A 20,828-nucleotide genomic window follows, 5' to 3' on the forward strand; every position below is an offset into this window, starting at 1 on the left:
AAAAATAGTATTTTAGTAGAAAATATTATTTTTGAGGTCATCAACCAGAATAGAAAAGCATAGGTGATGGAATATGATAGCAATAAAAGATGTTCGTATTGAAAAAGATTTTTTAGGGGAAAAAGAAGTACCGTATGAAGCATATTACGGTGTACAAACGATGAGAGCTGTAGAGAATTTCCCAATTACAGGATATCGTTTGCATACGTCATTAATTACTGCAATGGCAATTGTAAAAAAAGCCGCGGCATTAGCAAATATGGAAACAGGTTATTTACAAGCAGAGATTGGTGAAGAAATTGTAAAGGCTGCTCAAGAAATTATTGATGGACACCTTCATGATCAATTTATTGTGGATCCAATCCAAGGTGGTGCAGGAACTTCAATTAACATGAATGCAAATGAAGTAATTGCAAACCGAGCGTTAGAGCGCATGGGCTATGAAAAAGGTGATTACGCAACAATTAGTCCAAATACCCATGTAAATATGGCACAATCAACAAATGATGCATTTCCAACAGGAATTCATATTGCAACATTAATGATGTTAGAGAAGCTTCTTGTTACGATGGAAGAACTTCATGGTGCTTTTCAAGAGAAAGCTCTGCAATTTGATCATGTTATTAAGATGGGACGTACGCACTTACAAGATGCGGTACCGATTCGTTTAGGACAAGAATTTGAAGCATATAGCCGTGTATTAGCACGTGATATTAAGCGTATTAAACAATCACGTCAGCATTTATATGAAGTAAACATGGGAGCAACTGCAGTTGGAACAGGCTTAAATGCAAATCCAAAGTATATTGAGCTTGTTGTGGAACATTTAGCTGATATTAGTGGATTCCCACTTGTTGGAGCAGAGCATTTAGTAGATGCAACGCAAAATACAGATGCTTATACAGAAGTATCTGCTGCATTAAAAGTATGCATGATGAATATGTCTAAAATTGCGAATGACTTACGAATTATGGCATCTGGTCCACGTGTTGGACTAGCAGAGATTCAACTGCCAGCACGTCAACCAGGCTCATCAATTATGCCAGGAAAAGTAAATCCAGTAATGGCAGAAGTGATTAACCAAGTTGCGTTCCAAGTGATCGGAAATGACCATACAATTTGTTTAGCATCAGAAGCAGGACAACTTGAATTAAATGTTATGGAGCCTGTGTTAGTATTTAACTTAATCCAGTCGATTAGCATTATGGATAATGCATTCCGTGTATTCCGTGAATACTGCATTGAAGGTATTACGGCTAATGAAGAATTATTGAAGCAATATGTTGAGAAAAGTGTTGGAGTAATTACAGCAGTTAATCCTCATATCGGTTATGAAAAAGCATCTCGCATTGCTCGCGAAGCAATTGAAACAGGAAAGTCTGTGAGAGAACTTTGCTTAGAGCATGGGGTATTAACGGCAGAAGAGCTGGATATTATTTTAGATCCACATGAAATGACACATCCAGAAATTGCTGGTGCTTCACTTTTAAAAAATAAATAATTATACAATAGAAAGAGAGGTGCGTGCACCTCTCTTTCTTGTTTTAGAATATATTGAATATCGTGTTAAGCTGTAGCAAGCTAATGATGGCTAAGAAGATTAAACTATATTTCATTGTGATTTTAAATAAGCTTGATTCTTTTCCAACGAGTCCAACTGCTGCGCATGCTACAGCTATCGATTGTGGTGATACCATTTTTGCCATTGTACCGCCCACAACGTTTAAAGCAACAAGAGTAGATGGTACGATATCTAACTGTGCTGCTGTTACTGCTTGAAGTGGTGCGAATAAAGAACCACTTGATACGACAGAACCAGTTAAGAACACGCCAATCCAACCTAAGATTGGTGATAGTACTGGGAACACGTCACCAGTAGATGATAAAGCTAGTCCTAATGTAGAAGACATACCAGAATAGTTTGTTACATATGCTAATGCAATTACGCTACAAATTGTATAGATGGGTGTCTTTAATTCTTTTAATGTTTCAATTGTGAGCTCTTTTATTAACTTGCCGTTTGCACGGAAGAGAAGTAAAGATACGATAATTGCTAATACAATTGCTGTTGTTGTAGATGAGAAAACATCTAATTTAAAAATGGCTGCAAATGGTGTATCTGCACTTACAATTGGTGTTGTTTTTATCACTTGATTATGAAGACCAGGTACTTCTATGTTCCATACAAGTTTACCTAACATACCATCTGGAGCAAATAAATTTTTCACTGCTTGTAAGTTAAAGATTGTAACAAAGGCAGTTAAGAATACAAATGGAGACCATGCATATAAAATTTGTTTAAATGTATAAGAAGTTTGCTTTGCTTGTTTTGTTTCTTTAGAAGCTGAAGATTTTGGTTGCCATACTTTTAGGAATAATGCGAGTGCAACCATACTTACAACAGCTGCGAAAATATCAGTAAGTTCTGCACCAAGGAAATATGTGATAGTGAATTGAGTAAGGGCGAAAGAACCACCACTTACAAGGATACCTTGCCAAGTTTCTTTAATCCCTTTTATACCATCTACCATGGAAACAAGAATGAAAGGTAAAACAAAGCTAATGAATGGTAGTAATGTAACAGTTTGACGACCGACAGTTAAGGCATCTAGTTCCGTAAGCTGGGCTGGTACAGTAACCGGAATACCCATTGCGCCCATTGCGCCACCTGCGATATTGGCAACTAAGCAAATTCCAGCCGCTTTTAATGGATCAAATCCCATACCAACAAGTAAAGCGGCTGTAATGGCAACAGGAACTCCAAAGCCAGCTGCACCTTCTAGAAAAGCGCCGAAAGAATAAGCAATTAATAATACTTGAAGACGAGGGTCGGAAGTAATGCTTGAAATACTATCGCGAATGACATTAAATTGCTCTGTTTTTACAGTTAGTTTATAAAGAAAAATGGCAGCAATGACGATTGTACAAATCGGATAGAATCCAGCAGCTACACCAAAAGCAGCGGAGGATACAGCCATTGTTGCTGGCATTTTATAAACAAATATTGCTAATATGAGTGCTAAAATTACGCTGTAAAGACCAGATAAGTAACTTTTCATTTTAAATACTGTTAAGCATAGTACAAAAAATAAAATGGGAAGAGCGGCAACAAGGGCGGATAGCCAAATGTTGTTTAGTGGATCATAAATGTGTGTCCATGTATTCATGTATGCGACAACTCCTATATATAATTTGTGAAGGATTTCACATTAATTTGTGAAACTTTTCACAATCAACTTACACTGCTAGTATATTCCTCTCTTGTACTATTGTCAACGTAAGGAAGAGTAGTTATTCCAGTAAAATAATAACTGTAAAAAAACCGCTACATTATAGGGAGGAAATGGAAATTAAAGCTATGTGGCCCTTATTATAGTATATAAAATAATTAAGCGTTTCTTTTGTAAGAAATATGAATTTATATACATAATTTGTTATTCAAATGCTTAATGTGTAAATAATTTGTAAGAGATGAAAAATATAGTGAATATGTTGAGAAAGTTCTTTTCTTTCAGTTCAAGTAAACACTTTGACACTTTGCTTTTTCTTTTAATTATGTAGTATAATATTCAAAACAAAAGAGAAAAATTTTTTTATAAGATATAAAAAAATAAGAGGAATTATTTTCCTTTATGAGTTTTGTTACTTATGACAGCGTGTATTGTATACACAACTATACAGAAAGAAAAAATAAATGAAAAATGAGGGGAAATTATGTCGCAAAATCAATTTGATTGTCGTATTTCAGAAGAAGATGTACAAATGTTAAGAGCATTAGCCCATCCGTTACGTCTCCGTTTAGTAATGGAACTGATGCAACGTGGAACTTGCAATGTAACACAATTACAAGAGGTATTAGAAATCCCGCAATCTACAGTATCACAACATTTAACGAAACTAAAACAAAGCAAAGTGGTACGCTTTGATAGACGTGGGTTAGAAGTGTACTATCAAGTTCATAACGAGAAAGTAAGTGAAGTAATAAAGACTTTATTTTCATAAAATATGAATATTCAAAATAACGCGTGTGAAAGCACGCTTTTTTTATAGAATAAAATCGAAAGAAGCATGGAATAGATAAGAAGAGTTGAATATTAAGGAGAGAATAAAATGGACGTGAAACGAGTGAAACAGATCTTATCATCATCTAGTAAAATTGATGTTACCTATTTTGATGTACCGGTTTGGATTGAAAGCTGTAATGAGGTAGAGGGAACTGCAAATGTTCATGATTTACATTCTCCAAATGAGACAATACAAGTGAACATTACAGCATTAGAAGAGAAATAAAAAAAGCGGAGAGTTTTCTCCGCTTTTTCTTATTCCATCATACGTGCAATTTTCTTAGAGAACATAAGAAGGATTAACCCTAGTATGATAACGATAATACCAATACTTGCAAATACTTCTAAATATCCTAAAGACTGTGTGAAAGCTGCTAAATAACCAGCTAATAAGTTAGCACATCCAGTACCAGCTAACCATACGCCCATTAATAAGGAAGCTAACTTTACTGGTGCAATGGCACTTACCATTGATAAACCGATTGGAGATAAGAACAACTCACCGATTGTATGGAATAGGTATGTGACAACAATAAACATTAAGTTTGCTTTTAAAACGATATCACCTTCATCACTACCTGTTTTTAAAACTGCCATTGTTAATACTAAGTAACCAATTCCAAGTAAAATCATACCAAGTGCCATTTTTGTAGGAACTTTTAAATCACCACGTGAAGACTTAGATAATTTTACCCATAACATAGATACAAATGGTGCTAATAATACGATAAACAGTGGGTTTACAGATTGGAACCAAGGTGTTGGAATCTCCCAACCGAAAATAGTACGATCAACAAACTTATCTGTGTAAAGAGTTAAAGAACTACCAGCTTGTTCGAATCCTGCCCAGAAGAAAACAACGAAACAAGTTAAAATTAAAATTGCTACTGTACGCTTTTTCTCTTGTGCTGTTAAAGGTTTCTTTTCAATAACTGCTGCATCTTTATCTTTTGACTTTTTACCAACAACAATTGTTCCTGCTTTTCCAAGGTAGCGATTTGCTAATAAGTTGAAAGCAATTTGGCCGATGATCATACCGATACAAGCTGCTAAGAAGCCATACTTGTAACCCATAACCATAACGCCATCAACAGTTGTTTTAAAGTAGTCTGCAGCTAAATATCCACAAACAAGTGGTGCAATAAGTGCTCCAACGTTAATACCCATATAGAAAATTGTGAAAGCACGGTCACGACGAGAGTCATTCTCTCCGTACAATTCACCTAATAAAGTCGAAATGTTTGGTTTGAAAAATCCATTACCGATAATTAATAGTCCTAATCCTAAGAAAAGACCAGTTTTTGAGTTCATTGCAAATAGAACAAAGTTACCAAGTGCCATTATAATACCACCAACGGTAATCGCATGGCGTTTTGTCATGAAGTGATCCGTTAACCAACCACCGATAATTGGCGTGAAGTATACGAACATTGTAAAGATACCATAAATTTGTACTGCTACTGCTTTATCAAATCCAAGGCCACCACTTACAAGACTTGTCGTTAAATAAAGAACTAAAAGTCCACGCATTCCATAGTAGCTAAATCTTTCCCACATTTCTGTAAAGAACAACAGATATAATCCTGGAGGATGTTTTTTTGGTGGGTGTTGCTCATTGGCGTTATCTAATTTTAAAGCTGCATCCATGATGATTCCTCCTTATACAATCTTGGTGAATAATTATGTAATCACATAATTCGCAAAATATTTAGGAGTTAATAGAATTATATTAGAATTTACAGTTAATTCTAATAGGACTACTCCATTTGTTTTATTTTTTCCGACCAAGCTTAAAAATAAGCGTTTTTTAAGTGGAAAAACATAGATTAAAAAAACCAAAAAGTGATTAATCTGAAAAAATAAAACAAAATAATTTTTCTGATATAAATATTTTGTAAAATGATTACTTTTCTAATATAACACAATCGGAATAAAAATACAAAAAGAATTCTGAAATTATGATGAATATCAAGGGGGGAGAGAATTGCTTTTACTAGATTCACTAGGTTTTGTTTATCCCGCATTAACTGGCTGTAAGACTCTCACCTCACAATTTAGAGGATTCAGAGAAGTTTAGGTGGGAGATTAGCAGCCCGATTGGTTCAACTAACAATCAGTGGGAATGGAGAAAACCCACTGATTGAAGTTTCACTTTATTTGTAAATAATATTTTAGACTAAAAAATTTTGTTAATCTTTTTTTGGAAAGAATTTTGGTATATAGGTTATTACTTTTCTACTAATAATAGATTTATTGTTTTATATCATATATAATCACTTAATGAAAGCGTTTTCTTAGAGTGTTTTTTTCTATAACAATTTTCAGAAACGTGATAAGCTAATAGAGGGATTATTGTGATTGTTAAGATAACTTTTAATTACATGATGGGAGGTTTCACAATGTCTAGTAAAACATTAGCAAACTTTTTAGAAGAAAATTTAGCGGATTTAAAAGCAAAGGGTCTTTATAATGTGATTGATCCGCTTGAAAGTCCAAATGGACCAATCATTACAATTAGTGGAAAAGAATATATTAATTTATCTTCAAATAACTATCTTGGTTTAGCAACTGATGAGCGTTTAAAAGAAGCGGCTGTCACAGCAATTGATAAGTATGGGGTTGGAGCAGGAGCAGTTCGTACAATTAATGGAACACTTGATTTACATGTGAAATTAGAAGAAACAATTGCCAAGTTTAAGCATACAGAAGCAGCGATTGCATATCAATCTGGATTTAATTGTAATATGGCAGCTATTTCTGCTGTAATGGATAAAAATGATGCGATCTTGTCTGATGAATTAAATCACGCATCAATTATTGATGGTTGTCGTTTATCACGAGCGAAAATTATCGTGTATAAACACTCTGATATGGAAGATTTACGAAAAAAAGCAATTGAGGCGAAAGAGTCTGGTCTCTATAACAAATTCATGGTTATTACAGATGGTGTTTTCTCTATGGATGGTGACGTGGCGAAATTACCAGAGATTGTGGAAATCGCAGAAGAGCTAGATTTAATGACGTATGTTGATGATGCGCATGGATCTGGTGTGCTTGGAAACGGTGCTGGTACAGTCAAACATTTCGGACTTTCTGATAAAGTTGATTTCCAAATTGGAACATTATCAAAGGCGATTGGAGTAGTTGGAGGATACGTTGCTGGTAAGCAAAACTTAATTGATTGGTTAAAAGTTCGTTCACGACCATTTTTATTCTCAACGGCAATTACACCAGCAGATGCAGCAGCTTGTATGAGGTCTATTCAAATCTTAATGGAAAGCACAGAACTGCATGACCGCTTATGGGAAAATGGTCGCTACTTAAAGCAAGGCTTAAAAGAACTTGGCTTTAACATCGGAGAAAGTGAGACACCAATTACACCATGTATTATCGGTGATGAAGTATTGACGCAACAATTTAGTAAGCGTTTGAATGAAGAAGGCGTATATGCAAAATCAATTGTGTTCCCAACTGTACAAAAGGGAACTGGTCGTGTTCGTAATATGCCAACAGCTGCCCATACGAAAGAAATGTTAGATGAAGCAATTCGTACGTACGAAAAAGTAGGGAAAGAGATGGGGATAATTTAAAACCTTTCTTTTTTCGATAGAAGAGAGGACCCGGCCGTGTGTAGTAGCGGTCAGTACCTTTTTTCGTCTCGTGCGAAGTTTTAAAACAAAGGGCGAAAGTGTGTGCAAGAGATCTTGTGTTTACGTAACCGTAGTATAGCTGTGAAGAAATCGATGTTTGTATGTAGATGGATGATTGAAAAAGTGAATTTTTCCTTATAATGAAGAGCTTGGTTTAGTTGTTTATCCCGCATTAACGGGCTGTAAGACTCCCATCTTAAAACTTGAGAAAAAGCGAAGAAGTTTAGGTGGAGGAGATTAACAGCCCGTAAAAGCCCGATTGGTTCAACTAACACTCAGTGGAGGGGGAAGATCCCCCACTGAGTGAAGTTTCACTTTATAAAGGCAAAGACATCTTTTGAAAGCTGACAAATGGAGAGTGGGAGAAATGGAGAAAATTTTAGTAACTGGTTCTTTAGGACAAATTGGTTCTGAGCTTGTATTAAAACTTCGTGATGTGTACGGTACCTCAAATGTTATTGCGACAGATATTCGTGAAACAGATAGTGAGGTTGTAACGGGGGGACCGTTTGAGCTATTAGATGTAACAGATGGGCAAAGACTACATGATATCGCAAAACGTCATGAAGTGGACACGATTATTCATTTAGCGGCATTACTTTCAGCTACAGCAGAAAAAAATCCATTGTTTGCATGGAACTTAAATATGGGTGGTCTTGTAAATGCATTAGAAGCAGCGCGAGAATTAGATTGTCAATTTTTCACGCCAAGTTCTATCGGAGCATTTGGTCCATCAACACCAAAAGACAATACACCACAAGACACCATTCAGCGTCCTACTACGATGTATGGGGTAAACAAAGTAGCGGGCGAATTATTATGTGATTATTACTATCAAAAATTTGGTGTAGATACACGCGGTGTACGCTTCCCGGGATTAATTTCATATGTTGCTCCTCCAGGTGGTGGAACGACGGATTATGCGGTAGAAATTTATTATGAAGCAATTAAAAAAGGTACGTATACGTCTTACATTGCAGAGGGAACGTACATGGATATGATGTATATGCCGGATGCGCTGAACGCAATCATTTCATTAATGGAAGCAGATGCAAATAAATTAAAGCACCGCAATGCCTTTAATATTACAGCAATGAGCTTTGAACCAGAAGAAATTGCAGCATCTATTCGCAAACATATCCCAACATTTACGATGGATTATGCAGTAGATCCAGCTCGTCAAACGATTGCAGATAGCTGGCCAAATTCAATTGATGCTACAGCGGCAAAAGAAGAGTGGGGCTTTAAAGCAGAGTATGATTTAGATAAAATGACAGCTGATATGTTGTTAAAGTTAAAAAAAAAGGTAACAGCTGAATTAGTTATGAGCTAAAAGTAAGAGCCGATTGAGAGCATCGGCTCTTTTTTATTTGTAAATGTTAAAAAAATCAGAAAATTATATACTAGATACGTTTGTACAAAGGGGGAGATTGAAAATGAACAAAAAGGAAGAGAAAATTTACGAAATGATGGCTTGCAATTAACTGCGTTATTTACGATGGATGAATTATTAGAAAGTGCGAAATAGGAAGGTTGATTATATATGAAAAGAGTCGATGTCGTTTACGCTTTAATTTATGATGAAGCAGAAAAGAAAATATTGATGGTGCAGAATGCGGGACGTAATACATGGTCATTACCAGGTGGTGCAGTGGAGAAGGAAGAAATATTGGTTGATGCACTTGTAAGAGAAACAAAAGAAGAGACTGGATTGACTGTTAGAGCTGGGAATGTTGTTGCTGTAAATGAAAAGTTCTTCCTACAAAAAGGCCATCACGCTGTTATGTTTACATTTATAGCAACTGTAATAGAGGGTCAAGTAGGTGTACAAGACGAAGAAGAAATTACAGCGATTGAGTGGGTGGATTTACAAACAGCAAATGAACGTTTTCCATTTTACGATGGCGGGATTGAGCGCTTACTACAATCAGCTGCTCCTTATAAATTCCAAGGAACAATGTAAGTTTTTTGATTGCGTAAAACAAAGAGGGATTTTCAACTTTTTCAATAATTAGTATTAAGATGCTGATTGAAAAGGGGAAAAGATATGAGAAACATTTACGCATTTGAGAGTAAAGAAGATTATATGAAATATGAGGGGATTATTAGCAGGTTTAATGAAAAATTAGAAGCATATAAAAAGTTTATGGAAGTAGAGTTTGCGCTCATTGATCCACCAAAAGGAATTGTATGGACAACAGAAGAGTTTGCGACGACAGTTTTTTCAAATGTATCTATTCCAGCTTATACGAACAAAAATATGATTTATATGGCTCCTGATTTACCAAGTTGGCGAAAGTTCTTTTTAAGACAATTAGATGGACGTAAAAATGATAAAGTAGAACAGTTTTATAAAAATATGTCTGAAAATCAATTGTTTACTATATTAGCTCATGAATTAACGCATCACTCAGATTTGTTTTTAGCTGAGTTTGATGATGATAGAGAAGGTGACATGTGGTTTGAAGAAGGAATGTGCGAATATTTATCTAAAAAGATGACGTTAACGGAAACAGAGTTTCAGGAAATAACAGAAGTAGAGTCAGAATTAGTAGAAATGTTTAAAGAAGATTATAAGGAACATTCACTAGATGAATTTGGAGTGGAGTCTTATAAAGGAAATTTAACAAGCATTATGTTTAATTATTGGCGTAGTTATCTTACGGTTAAGTATTTAGTTGAAGTTCGTGCGAATAATGATATAAAACAAGTTTTTAAGGAATATCATAACTGGGATCAAGAAGGAAGAAAAGTTACTCTAACCGAGTATTTTGGGTTGAATCCAGTCTTAAAATAATCTAAAAGAGCTTCGGGATTTAACCGAAGCTCTTTTGTATAAATGAACTTTTCTATCCCGCATTAACAGCCAGTAAAAGCCCGATTGGTTCAACTAACAATCAGTGGGGGATGGAGAAAACCCCCACTGATTGAAGTTTCACTTTATTCAATTGTCTTCAGTAATAACTTCTTCAGAAGGGGCTTAATTTTTAAGCGTAAGTCTTCAGCGTCGTTGGCAACTAAGAAGTGATGATTGTAAATGTTTTTCATTAATTGGTACGTTGCTTCTTTTGCTTCACCTTCTTCAATGAAAATCCCGATTACTTCCATGCCTTTTTTACGAGCAAGTTTGACGGCTTCATGTGTATCTAAAATTCCATCTTGTTGATAATCTAAAGCAGATGGCTCACCGTCTGTAAACACTAATAAAAATTTATGCTTTTCTTGTCGTTTTGCTAGCTTTTCTGAAACGATGCGAATAATGTAACCGTCACGGTTATCTTCTTCTTCACGAAGCTGCATAATTTCTGGACCAACGTTTGGCATTACTGAGTTTTTATATGTTACGACTTCATGAATAACGTTTGGTTTATCTTCTGGTTTTGCGCTTGAAGCATCTTCCCAAAATCCGCTAATCGCGTGCGGAATCTTTAATGATTTTAATGCTTCGTGGAATAAAGCGACGCTCTTTTTCGTTTCTTCCATCTTGTTATACATTGAGCCAGAGCAATCCACTAAAAGCTGAAATGCAACGTCAAGTTCTTGTGATTCTTGCCCTTTTTTATAAAACATACGCGGCTGTTTTTCTGTATAAATGCGAAGAAACTTTTTACGAAGTCTGCCGTAATATTTGTCACTGTTAGCATTTGTTTTATTTTCAATCGTTTTTTCAATCGTTTTCTTTAATTCTTTTACATCTTTATTAATGATGGACTTAATTGCTTGATAGTCTTTCTTTTCATCAGAAGATGGCTTCTTTGCTTCTTTAAATGTATGAGAAGCGCCTACGTTATATTTTCCGTATGCTCCTTCATTTTGACTAGAAGCATGAGAAGCTCTTGCATCCTCTGCATCAGCACCATCAAAGTTAGATTGTGTACTCTTTTGCGATGTACCTTGCACGGAAGACAGTGCTTGGTCACCGCTTTCGGATTCACGAGCAGCATTACCCATTAAGTTCGTTTTTGTACCGCTCTCTAATTCGAAACGTAAAAAGTTTTCGTTGTCATTATTTTTATTTTCACGATGCCATGTCGATAGTCTTTGTTCCATCACATTTTTATCATCATCATCGTCTAATATTTGCGTATCATCGTTTGCTAGTTTTTCAGCACGACAGTTTTTGTCATCACTTGTAACGGATAAGTAAAGTGGTGCATGTCCGAAATAAGTGTTAATCATATCGTGAGAGATTGTTTCTTCTAGACGATAACGAATTTTTTCAACAACATACATCGTATCCTCTGTATTTTGTGCTTGGAATGCTTCATGTAAAATGGACTCGATTTGTTCAAAATGTTCATTATGAAACATTTCATATTTATCACTCGTTAAAGCAAGATAGCAAAGACAAAAGAGTCCGTCGGCATGATAGTTACGTACACGGTTAATTTCATTTTGGGAACTGAAATAACTACGGTACATTTCTTTACGTCTCGTGAAAATTTGTTTTGTACCTGGACGAAGCTTTTTCACAATTTCTTCGACACGTAAATCTTCTAACAGAACAAATAGTTGCGTTAAAAACATTTTTAAAGGTGATTCTTGTAGTTCGGTGGCATAGGAGCGAATTAAGCGCATATCCGAGTAATGCTTATTTCCGAGCGCTTTTAAAAACACCTCACTCTTTAAGCCAATTACTTTGTCTTCTTCTTTTCGGTCATCCCAAAAGTGACTAATGACAACTTTTTGTTCGACCTCATCGTAGTATGCTTTATATCCGTATTCTAAATAGGCATTTTCTTCTTTTAGAAGGGCATACATTAAGTTCTCCATTTGTAGAAACAGCGATGCATCGATTTTTTTGTCACTAAAAATTTGTCTCATCGATTATCCCTCAAGAAAGTAGCTTTCTGCTAATTCACGGACTGTCATTTGTTCTGTTTCATCACCAAGTTTTGCAATAATGCTTCGTTCGATTGCGCGCATAACAGGAATGTATACACTTAAATCACAAGCATCGATAATGCCACGAATACTTGCTGCTTCTTCACTAATGCGACCGTCTTGGGCAAGTGGCATAAGATCGCTTGCAAAAGCAACGAATTTCTCAATTGTTACAACGTCTTGCAGTTTGGATTCAGATAGTAATAACTTTTGAAGTGTGTCACCTTGAATGTAAGGAACTTCAATAATAACAAAACGGTTCTTTAATGCTTCGTTTAATTCGCTTGTTCCAACATATCCTTCATTAATAGCCGCGATTACACGGTACTCTTCATCACCGTACACAACTTGCTGTGTAAATGGATTCGTTACCATTTTACGATAATCTAATGCACCGTGCAGAAGAGGTAATGTTTCTGGCTTTGCCATGTTAATTTCATCAATATATAAGAAATGACCATTCTTCATCGCTTTCATTAGTGGACCGTCAACAAATGTAACTTCAGATGCACCGTCAGTTGTTTTTAGTGTATTGTAGCCTAAGATACCTTCTACATCCAAATCAACAGAGCAGTTAATGCTATGCATCGGTTTTTGGAATAAAGAAGATAGTGTTTCCGCGAGTACTGTTTTCCCGCTTCCAGTTGGCCCTTTTAATAGAACGTTTTTACCAAGTAATAGCGCTGTAATTGCATCTTCAATGATACTATTATCAGATGCTTTGTACATTTTTGTACCGATTAAATGTGCATCGTCACCAGCTGTTTCTTTATTTTTTGCATGAATTGCTTGAAGCTGTTGCTGTAAATCAGCATGTATATGAAATTGATCTAACATGTATGTCCCACCTAACATTATTTTCATAAAGTAAACAATCCTCCTTATGATAACTTGTTTTTAGAGGCGATGCAAAGGAAAGCATTTAAATGCCTTTTAGGCTTGGAGAAGTTATATGTGCCACTAAAATATATAAAAAAGTAATCAACTTTGTCGTTGATTACTTTTTCTTCATTATTATAATAATGGTGAGATTAGCCGCATAAGAGATTCAACCATTCGTTTTCGAATAGGTCGTTTCTGGAATATCTCCCATTTAATTTCTTTAGAGTGTATAAAGTCCTTTTCAAAATCACGTTTTATATCAAGTACAGTACTTGACTCGTATAGCATCGCAGTAATTTCATAATTTAGTTCAAAGCTACGAATATCCATATTTGCAGTTCCGATTGAAGCGATCTCATCATCAATGAGAACAATCTTTGCATGCATAAAACCGTCCTTATAGCGATAAATAGAAGCTCCGGCTTTTAATAGTGGAGTGAAATAAGACTGAGATGCTTGATCACTAATGATACTATCGCTTTTACCTGGATATAAAATACGAACATCAATGCCAGCAATCGCACTTAAACGAAGAAGCGTTAACGTTTCTTGGTCTGGGATGAAATAGGGCGTTGCAATCCAAATCGATTTTTTTGCGGATCCCATGGCAGCTAATAAAGTGTTTCGAATACTTGTGTCATCTGAACTAGGACCGCTTGCAACAATTTGGACAGCGCCTTCTGCATTTTGAAGTCCTTGACTAGGGAAATATTCTTTGTTAATAAATGGTTTCCAAGAGTAACGATCTAATCCACTAGTAGCATAGAGCCAATCCTCTAGAAAAACAGCTTGTAGCTTATATAACGCTTTTCCTTCTATTTTCAAATGGCTATCGCGCCAAATTGGAAATTCTTTCGAACGGCCGAGATATTCATCGCCAACATTCAGTCCACCTGTAAAGCCAATTACTCCATCAACAATGATGATTTTACGATGGTTCCTATAATTAACAGTTTCAAGTAGCCAAGGAGAAAGAATAGAATCGAATTCTATAATTTCAATCCCCACATCTTTCATTGGTTTTAGAAAGGGAGACTTTAGCGTATAGCTTCCGAGATCGTCATATAAAAATCTTACGATAACACCTTCTTTTGCTTTTTTGATAAGAGCGTCTCGAATTTGTGTGCCAACTTCATCTGAGCGATAAATGTAATATTGAATATGAATATGATGTTTTGCTTGTTCGATTGCTTTTAATATTTCTGAAAATGTTTGATCTCCGTTTGTTAATAATGTTGCCTTCGTTTCGTTTGCGACAGGGCCACCACCAAATTTTTGGACAGCTTGCGTAAGATCAAGCGAACGTGTTTGAAATGAGGTAGGAAGCTCCGGATTTATACTGTTATTTGCTAAAATCTCACGGAATAACCTTCTTTGTTCTTCAGCGCGGTGTAAATGCTTTTTTCTTCTCCAGCGGCTTCTTCCAAAAAGCGCATATAAAAAGACCCCAATAACAGGAAAGAGAGCTAATATTAAAAGCCATGCTAATGTACTTTGTGGTGAACGATTTTCAATAAAAATAATAAAAGAAATCCCTAAAATGCTAATGGACCATACTATGCCTAAAAATGTGTAAAAAGGAACTGCTGAACGATTTAAAATCATAAGTACAACGGCTACAAGTGCACCAACTAGCAATAGCTGAACAACACGATTTTTCATATGTAAAAACTCCACCTATTCTTTCTATATAAAATACAATTTCTTTTGTATTATAAAACGTTTTATGTTATCTACACAAATCTAGGTAAAATGCCCACGCTCTCCGCATTTATCCTGCATATGGTGATAAAGAATGATAAAGGCATATAAAGAAGGGATGAACTTTTCATGTACGGTATAAGAAATCATCACCACCACAATGGCCATGGACACCACAATGGCCACGGACACCACAACAGTCATGAGCAACACCACGGCCACGGACATCACCATGGCCACGGACATCACCATGGTCACGGACATCACCATGGTCACGGACATCACCACGGCCACGGACATCAACATGGTCATGGACATCATCACGGCCACGGACATCACCATGGTCATGATCACCATCATGGCGGCGGTTACTATCCAGTTGGAAGTTTTGCAGGAGGATTACTTGGCGGATTGACTGCGGGAGCATTAACGAGTGGTGGGGGATACTATCCTACTCCATATCCAGTGTATTATCCGGCTCAATATCCAACTCAGTACCCAACTCAATATCCATACTATCCATATTCAGATGGAACATACCAATGAAGTGAATCTCCCATCTTATTGTTTTCGGATGGGAGATTTAACTTTGCTAAAAGAGGTGTATATACTTAAATTAGTTGTAGTGAATATTTATTGTACCCCGTATTAATAACCCGAATTTAGCTTGTGATTCGAGTGTTTTTTTGGATATAAAAGTCTGAAGAAACCCCACTGAATGAAGTTTCACTTTATCCCGCATTAACGGGCTGTAAGACTCCCACCTCAAAACTTAAGAAAAAACGAAGGAGTTTAGGCAGGAGATTAACAGTCCGTAAAAGCCCGATTGGTTCAATTAACACTCAGTGGGGATGAAGAAAACACCGACTGAGTGAAGTTTCACTTTATGATAAGTCTTTTTATTTGAAAAATATTATATTAAGATTTTTTGTGTAAAATATAGATTTTTTGATTATAAATGTTTAAAATCAAATAGGTAATAATACCCATTTATTAGGGTTGCTATTGTAAGGAAAAGATTTTTGGATTCTAGTGTCTATCCTTATTTAGTAAAAAGGTACTTAAATACTACAAAAAATAAATGTACAGCTCGTTTAATTTTGTATGCAGTAATAAGGTTTTAATATGTCGTATGAATTGATTAAAGAATTACCGTGTTATATTTTTGTTATTCCGCATATGTTCCTTATAGCTAGTATGGTTTTCATCTAGTGTTTGGGATAAACTCTACTGTCTTGTTAGAGAGATAGAAAGACAAGGAGATGTATATATGGTAACGAAAGAGGGATATGCTGTATACGATGCGTCGTTACAAGATATAAAATATGCATTAGATGTTTCATCTATCGTCGCAATTACAGATCGACGAGGACGTATTATTTATGCAAATGATAAATTTTGTGAAGTTTCGAAATATGAAAGAGATGAGTTAATAGGGAAAGACCATCGTATTTTAAATTCTGGATATCATCCAAAGGCATTTTTTAAAGAGCTTTGGAGAAATATTGTAAAAGGGAAAGTGTGGAAAGGAGAAGTCTGTAACCGAGCAAAAGACGGCTCTTACTATTGGGTAGATACAACGATTGTTCCTTTCTTTGATCAACATGGTGAGATATATCAATTTGTTTCTATTCGTAATGAAATAACGATACGTAAAGAAATAGAACAGGAGTTAGAGATTAGTAAGAGACATTATCGGGAACTAGCTTATCATGATGCTCTAACTGGTCTACCAAACCGTTTGCACTTATCTTCAGTTATAGAAAAACTTATAAAAGATCAGAAAGAATTTGGTCTTATTTATTTTGATTTAGATCGTTTTAAATTAGTGAATGATACGTTTGGACATGCAGCTGGTGATAAGTTGCTTGAAGAAGTAGCATCACGTATTGATTCTGTAATTGAAAAAAAAGATGTACTTGCACGTTTAGGTGGAGATGAGTTTGTATTATTAACTTATAAAGTTGAGCAGGAGGAGTTATATCAAATTGCGAACTCAATGTTATCTTGTTTTCAAGCTCCTTTTATACTGCAAGGTAACGAGGTATATATATCGGCTAGTTTAGGATTTTGCTCATTTCCTAAAGATGGAGAAGATATCGATTCTTTATTAAAACATGGTGATTTAGCAATGTATAGAGCGAAAGAACAAGGACGAAATACAGTCTGTTGTTTTACAGATGATTTACGTGCAAAAATGAAACGAAGAATAGAAGTGGAATTCACGTTACAAAAAGCTATTCGTGACGAAGAATTAAAGGTTGCTTTGCAACCAATTATTGATTTGAAAACAAAAAAATGCATAGGAGTGGAAGCTTTACTGCGTTGCAAGACTGAAAATGGGTCGATTTCTCCTGAGGAATTTATACCAATCGCTGAAGAAAGTGGATTGATTTTAAAGTTAGGAGAATGGGTATTAGAAAAGTCGTGTAGATTATTTAAAACATTGCCTGTGTATATAGAGGATGACTTACGTTTATCTGTTAATGTATCGATTCAACAGTTAATGCAAAAAAGCTTTATTCCAGCTCTTCGAAGCATATTAAAAAGAACCGGATTTTCGGAAAATCGTTTAACTTTAGAAGTAACTGAAAGTGTTACAGCTAAGCATTTTGAATGTGTTATTGCGGCTCTTCAAGAATTACGTAGTATGGGGATTTTAATCGCGCTAGATGATTTCGGTAAAGGTTATTCGTCTTTGTATCATTTAAAGCACTTGCCATTAGATATCGTGAAAATTGACCGGAACTTTATTCAAGAGATTCATTATTCTCATTCCCAACCTGAGCGAACAATTGTGAAATCTGTTATTGAAATCGCACATAGTTTAAATATGAAGGTTGTTGCAGAAGGCGTGGAACTGGCAGAGCAGGGACAGCTGTTACGTACAATGGGGTGTGACTATGTACAAGGGTACCATTATGCTAAACCGTTAACTGTGCCAAAATTAAAAGAAGCGTTATTACACGGTACTTTTTAGTAAGTGATTAAAAAGAAATAGATGTTTCACATATATAGTGGATAAATGTGGCGATATGTTTCTAAGAAAGATGAGACATATTATAAACGAGCAATCTGTATTATTGCTTACTTATACTATGGCTTATGAATAAGGATCGTACACATGAAAAAATATATTGGGATATACTGGTTATTAATTATGCTTGTTATGTTATGTGGAAGTTGCGCGGTTTATCCACAAGAACAAGTAAGAAGTGGGCCACAAGATGATGTAAAGAGTTATGTTCAAGTGCAGCAGTTATCTGAGACTAATAAAGAAAAAGTAGTATTATCTAATGTCCCATTTATTAAGCAATTACCGGAATTAAGACGGGGTTGTGAAGTGACAAGTTTGGCAATGGTGTTGCAGACTGCAGGTGTACAAACTGATAAAATGAAATTAGCAAGTGAGATTCAAAAAGTGCCTTTTATGATTGGGAATAAGCATGGGAATCCTCATAAGGGATTTGTTGGAAATATGTATACGTATGCCAAGCCAGGATACGGAGCATACCATAAACCAATTTATGAATTAGCAAAGCGATATTTGGGTGAACGAGCTGTAGATTTAACAGGTACAAATATGGAAACGCTTTATGCTGCATTACAGAATGGATCACCAGTGCTTGTTATTACAAATTCAACATTTAAATTATTACCAGAACATAAATTTCAAATATGGGAAACGGAGCAAGGACCCGTTCGAATTACGTATCATGAACATAGCGTAGTTATGACAGGATTTGATAGCGAGAATGTGTATATTCATAATCCGCTTCGAAGTACGCCCCATATGGCTGTTCCAAAACGGGATTTTGAAATAGCGTGGGAACAAATGGGGAAACAAGCTATTAGTTATAAAGTAAAATAAAAAGAGAAAATCTTCAGTTTTGAAGATTTTCTCTTTTCTATTTTATACATAGTTTATAGATTGTATAAAGTGAAATTTCAATGCTTAGAGTGCCTCGTTATCCTTCACTGATTGTCAGAACGTTAACATGAGCGAAAGTAACAAAATAAAGAAATTATGAGTATTGTTTTTTTATACAAAAATATGTTTACTCTATTACAATAATATTGTCATAATCGATAAAGTTCCTGTATAATTTTTTATATATTCTGAAAATTAAAGATAAAAAGGAGGGAGTATATGTTTGAGAATTTTGTTAACTGGTTTAATAGTATTGTATGGAGTCCTGCACTTGTTTATTTATGTTTAGGAACTGGTTTATACTTTTCAATTCGAACGAGGTTTTTACAAGTTCGCCATGTAGGAGAGATGGTGAAGCTAACTTTCAAAGGCGAAAAGTCAGATGCTGGTGTTTCCTCTTTCCAAGCGTTGGCGCTATCACTTTCGGGGCGTGTTGGGACAGGGAATATTGCCGGGGTGGCAACAGCGATTGCTTTTGGTGGTCCGGGTGCGGTATTTTGGATGTGGCTTGTAGCTTTCTTAGGAGCAGGATCTGCTTATGTAGAATCAACGTTAGCGCAAATATATAAAACAAAACATAAAGGACAGTTCCGAGGTGGGCCAGCTTACTATATTGAACGAGGATTAGGGATTAAATGGTATGCAGTATTATTCGCCTTTGCAACAATTCTTGCAACAGGGATGTTACTTCCTGGTGTACAGGCAAATAGTATCGCGTCTAGCTTAAATACTGCTTTTGGAATTAATACAGCAGTAACGGGTTTTGTATTAGTAATTGTACTAGCACTTATCATCTTTGGCGGTGTAAAACGTATCGTTGGTGTAGCGCAAATTGTTGTACCGTTTATGGCGATTGGATATGTTTTAGTAGCACTTATCATTGTAGGGATGAACATCGATAAGTTACCAGACGCATTTATGTTAATTATAAAAAGTGCATTTGCGTTAGAATCAGCTTTTGGGGGGATTATTGGTCTAGCGATATCTTGGGGGGTAAAACGAGGTATTTATTCAAATGAAGCGGGACAGGGAACAGGACCGCATGCAGCGGCAGCAGCAGAAGTATCACACCCGGTAAAACAAGGGCTTGTTCAATCGTTTTCTGTTTATATCGATACATTATTCGTTTGTTCAGCGACAGCATTTATGATGATTATTACAGGGATGTATAACGTATTTGATGCAACAGGAAAAGGGTTTATTGTAAATAATATGAATGGCGCTGAGCCAGGACCGGGATATACGCAAGCTGCGGTGGAATCTGTATTTCCTGGTTTTGGGAACGTTTTCGTAGCTATTTCTCTTTTATTCTTTGCTTTCACAACGATTATGGCTTACTACTATATTGCAGAAACCAATATCGCATATTTAAATCGTGATAAAGATCGACCATGGATGCTACATGTATTGAAAGTTCTTTTCTTAGGAGTTGTATTTTATGGTTGTGTAAAGACGGCAGCAACAGCGTGGGCACTTGGTGATATTGGTGTTGGTATTATGGCTTGGGTGAATATCATTGCGATTTTACTCCTTCAAAAACCTGCATTAATTGCACTTAAAGATTATGAAAAACAGAAAAAAGAAGGAAAAGACCCAGTATTTCAGCCGAAAGATATTGGTATCGAGAATGCAGACTTTTGGGAGCATGAATATGGTAAGACAAAGAAGGAAGATGTTTCATAAATAGGATGAAAGAACCCCCTGTCAAAGAATATA

Annotated in this window: 16 protein-coding genes; 11 read left to right on the forward strand and 5 right to left on the reverse strand. The window is 35.7% G+C overall.

The genetic code is table 11. The features are described 5' to 3' along the window. Positions 1–73 precede the first annotated feature (73 nt). The gene (gene aspA / locus BAMA_RS17445; RefSeq protein WP_034641749.1) at positions 74–1,501 is read left to right on the forward strand and encodes an aspartate ammonia-lyase; all 1,428 of its coding nucleotides are present in this window, start codon (positions 74–76) and stop codon (positions 1,499–1,501) included. A 43-nt stretch (positions 1,502–1,544) separates the two neighbouring features. Here the strand turns inward: aspA and BAMA_RS17450 are convergent, their stop codons facing one another. After that, positions 1,545–3,167, reverse strand: coding sequence for a lactate permease LctP family transporter (locus tag BAMA_RS17450; RefSeq protein ID WP_034641751.1), 1,623 nt, complete (start codon positions 3,165–3,167; stop codon positions 1,545–1,547). A gap of 547 nt (positions 3,168–3,714) precedes the next feature. On the opposite strand from BAMA_RS17450, the gene BAMA_RS17455 reads away from it, so the two are divergent. Beyond that, positions 3,715–4,002 carry an ArsR/SmtB family transcription factor gene (locus BAMA_RS17455; RefSeq protein WP_034641753.1) on the forward strand — a complete coding sequence of 96 codons (288 nt, stop codon included), beginning with the start codon at positions 3,715–3,717 and terminating at the stop codon, positions 4,000–4,002. Between the two features lie 108 nt (positions 4,003–4,110). After that, positions 4,111–4,290, forward strand: coding sequence for an acid-soluble spore protein H (locus BAMA_RS17460; protein ID WP_034641754.1), 180 nt, complete (start codon positions 4,111–4,113; stop codon positions 4,288–4,290). A gap of 29 nt (positions 4,291–4,319) precedes the next feature. Here BAMA_RS17460 and BAMA_RS17465 read toward each other — a convergent pair whose 3' ends face one another. Continuing rightward, complete coding sequence (locus BAMA_RS17465) at positions 4,320–5,711, reverse strand: peptide MFS transporter (RefSeq protein ID WP_034641755.1); 1,392 nt, start codon at positions 5,709–5,711, stop codon at positions 4,320–4,322. A gap of 752 nt (positions 5,712–6,463) precedes the next feature. Between BAMA_RS17465 and BAMA_RS17470 the strand changes: the two genes are divergently transcribed. From BAMA_RS17470 to BAMA_RS17485, 4 genes are all read left to right on the forward strand, one after another. Further along, positions 6,464–7,654, forward strand: coding sequence for a glycine C-acetyltransferase (locus BAMA_RS17470; RefSeq protein ID WP_034641756.1), 1,191 nt, complete (start codon positions 6,464–6,466; stop codon positions 7,652–7,654). Positions 7,655–8,081: 427 nt separating this feature from the next. Further along, positions 8,082–9,047: an L-threonine 3-dehydrogenase gene (locus BAMA_RS17475; RefSeq protein ID WP_034641757.1), complete on the forward strand. Its 966-nt coding sequence runs from the start codon at positions 8,082–8,084 to the stop codon at positions 9,045–9,047. A 210-nt stretch (positions 9,048–9,257) separates the two neighbouring features. Beyond that, positions 9,258–9,677, forward strand: coding sequence for an NUDIX hydrolase (locus BAMA_RS17480; protein ID WP_034641758.1), 420 nt, complete (start codon positions 9,258–9,260; stop codon positions 9,675–9,677). Between the two features lie 84 nt (positions 9,678–9,761). Beyond that, entirely contained in the window at positions 9,762–10,511 is a 750-nt protein-coding gene (locus BAMA_RS17485) for a hypothetical protein (RefSeq protein WP_034641759.1), read from the forward strand. A gap of 143 nt (positions 10,512–10,654) precedes the next feature. On the opposite strand, the gene BAMA_RS17490 is transcribed toward BAMA_RS17485, so the two are convergent. The 3 genes from BAMA_RS17490 to BAMA_RS17500 form a co-directional block, all read right to left on the reverse strand. Next, entirely contained in the window at positions 10,655–12,538 is a 1,884-nt protein-coding gene (locus BAMA_RS17490) for a vWA domain-containing protein (RefSeq protein WP_034641760.1), read from the reverse strand. A gap of 3 nt (positions 12,539–12,541) precedes the next feature. Beyond that, complete coding sequence (locus tag BAMA_RS17495; RefSeq protein ID WP_034641851.1) at positions 12,542–13,435, reverse strand: ATP-binding protein; 894 nt, start codon at positions 13,433–13,435, stop codon at positions 12,542–12,544. A 177-nt stretch (positions 13,436–13,612) separates the two neighbouring features. Then, positions 13,613–15,142, reverse strand: coding sequence for a cardiolipin synthase (locus BAMA_RS17500; RefSeq protein ID WP_034641761.1), 1,530 nt, complete (start codon positions 15,140–15,142; stop codon positions 13,613–13,615). A gap of 168 nt (positions 15,143–15,310) precedes the next feature. Between BAMA_RS17500 and BAMA_RS24135 the strand changes: the two genes are divergently transcribed. The 4 genes from BAMA_RS24135 to BAMA_RS17520 all read left to right on the forward strand — a co-directional run bounded on the left by BAMA_RS24135 (position 15,311) and on the right by BAMA_RS17520 (position 20,795). Then, positions 15,311–15,727 carry a hypothetical protein gene (locus tag BAMA_RS24135; protein ID WP_235184474.1) on the forward strand — a complete coding sequence of 139 codons (417 nt, stop codon included), beginning with the start codon at positions 15,311–15,313 and terminating at the stop codon, positions 15,725–15,727. 724 nt (positions 15,728–16,451) lie between these two features. After that, on the forward strand, positions 16,452–18,161 hold the full coding sequence (locus BAMA_RS17510; RefSeq protein WP_034641763.1) for a putative bifunctional diguanylate cyclase/phosphodiesterase: 1,710 nt from the start codon (positions 16,452–16,454) through the stop codon (positions 18,159–18,161). A 144-nt stretch (positions 18,162–18,305) separates the two neighbouring features. After that, positions 18,306–19,052 (forward strand): C39 family peptidase, encoded by a 747-nt coding sequence (locus BAMA_RS17515; RefSeq protein WP_084158040.1) that lies wholly within the window; start codon positions 18,306–18,308, stop codon positions 19,050–19,052. 279 nt (positions 19,053–19,331) lie between these two features. Beyond that, on the forward strand, positions 19,332–20,795 hold the full coding sequence (locus BAMA_RS17520) for an alanine/glycine:cation symporter family protein (protein ID WP_034641764.1): 1,464 nt from the start codon (positions 19,332–19,334) through the stop codon (positions 20,793–20,795). Positions 20,796–20,828: the final 33 nt, after the last annotated feature.

The organism is Bacillus manliponensis, from assembly GCF_000712595.1.
Classification (GTDB): Bacteria; Bacillota; Bacilli; order Bacillales; family Bacillaceae_G; genus Bacillus_A; species Bacillus_A manliponensis.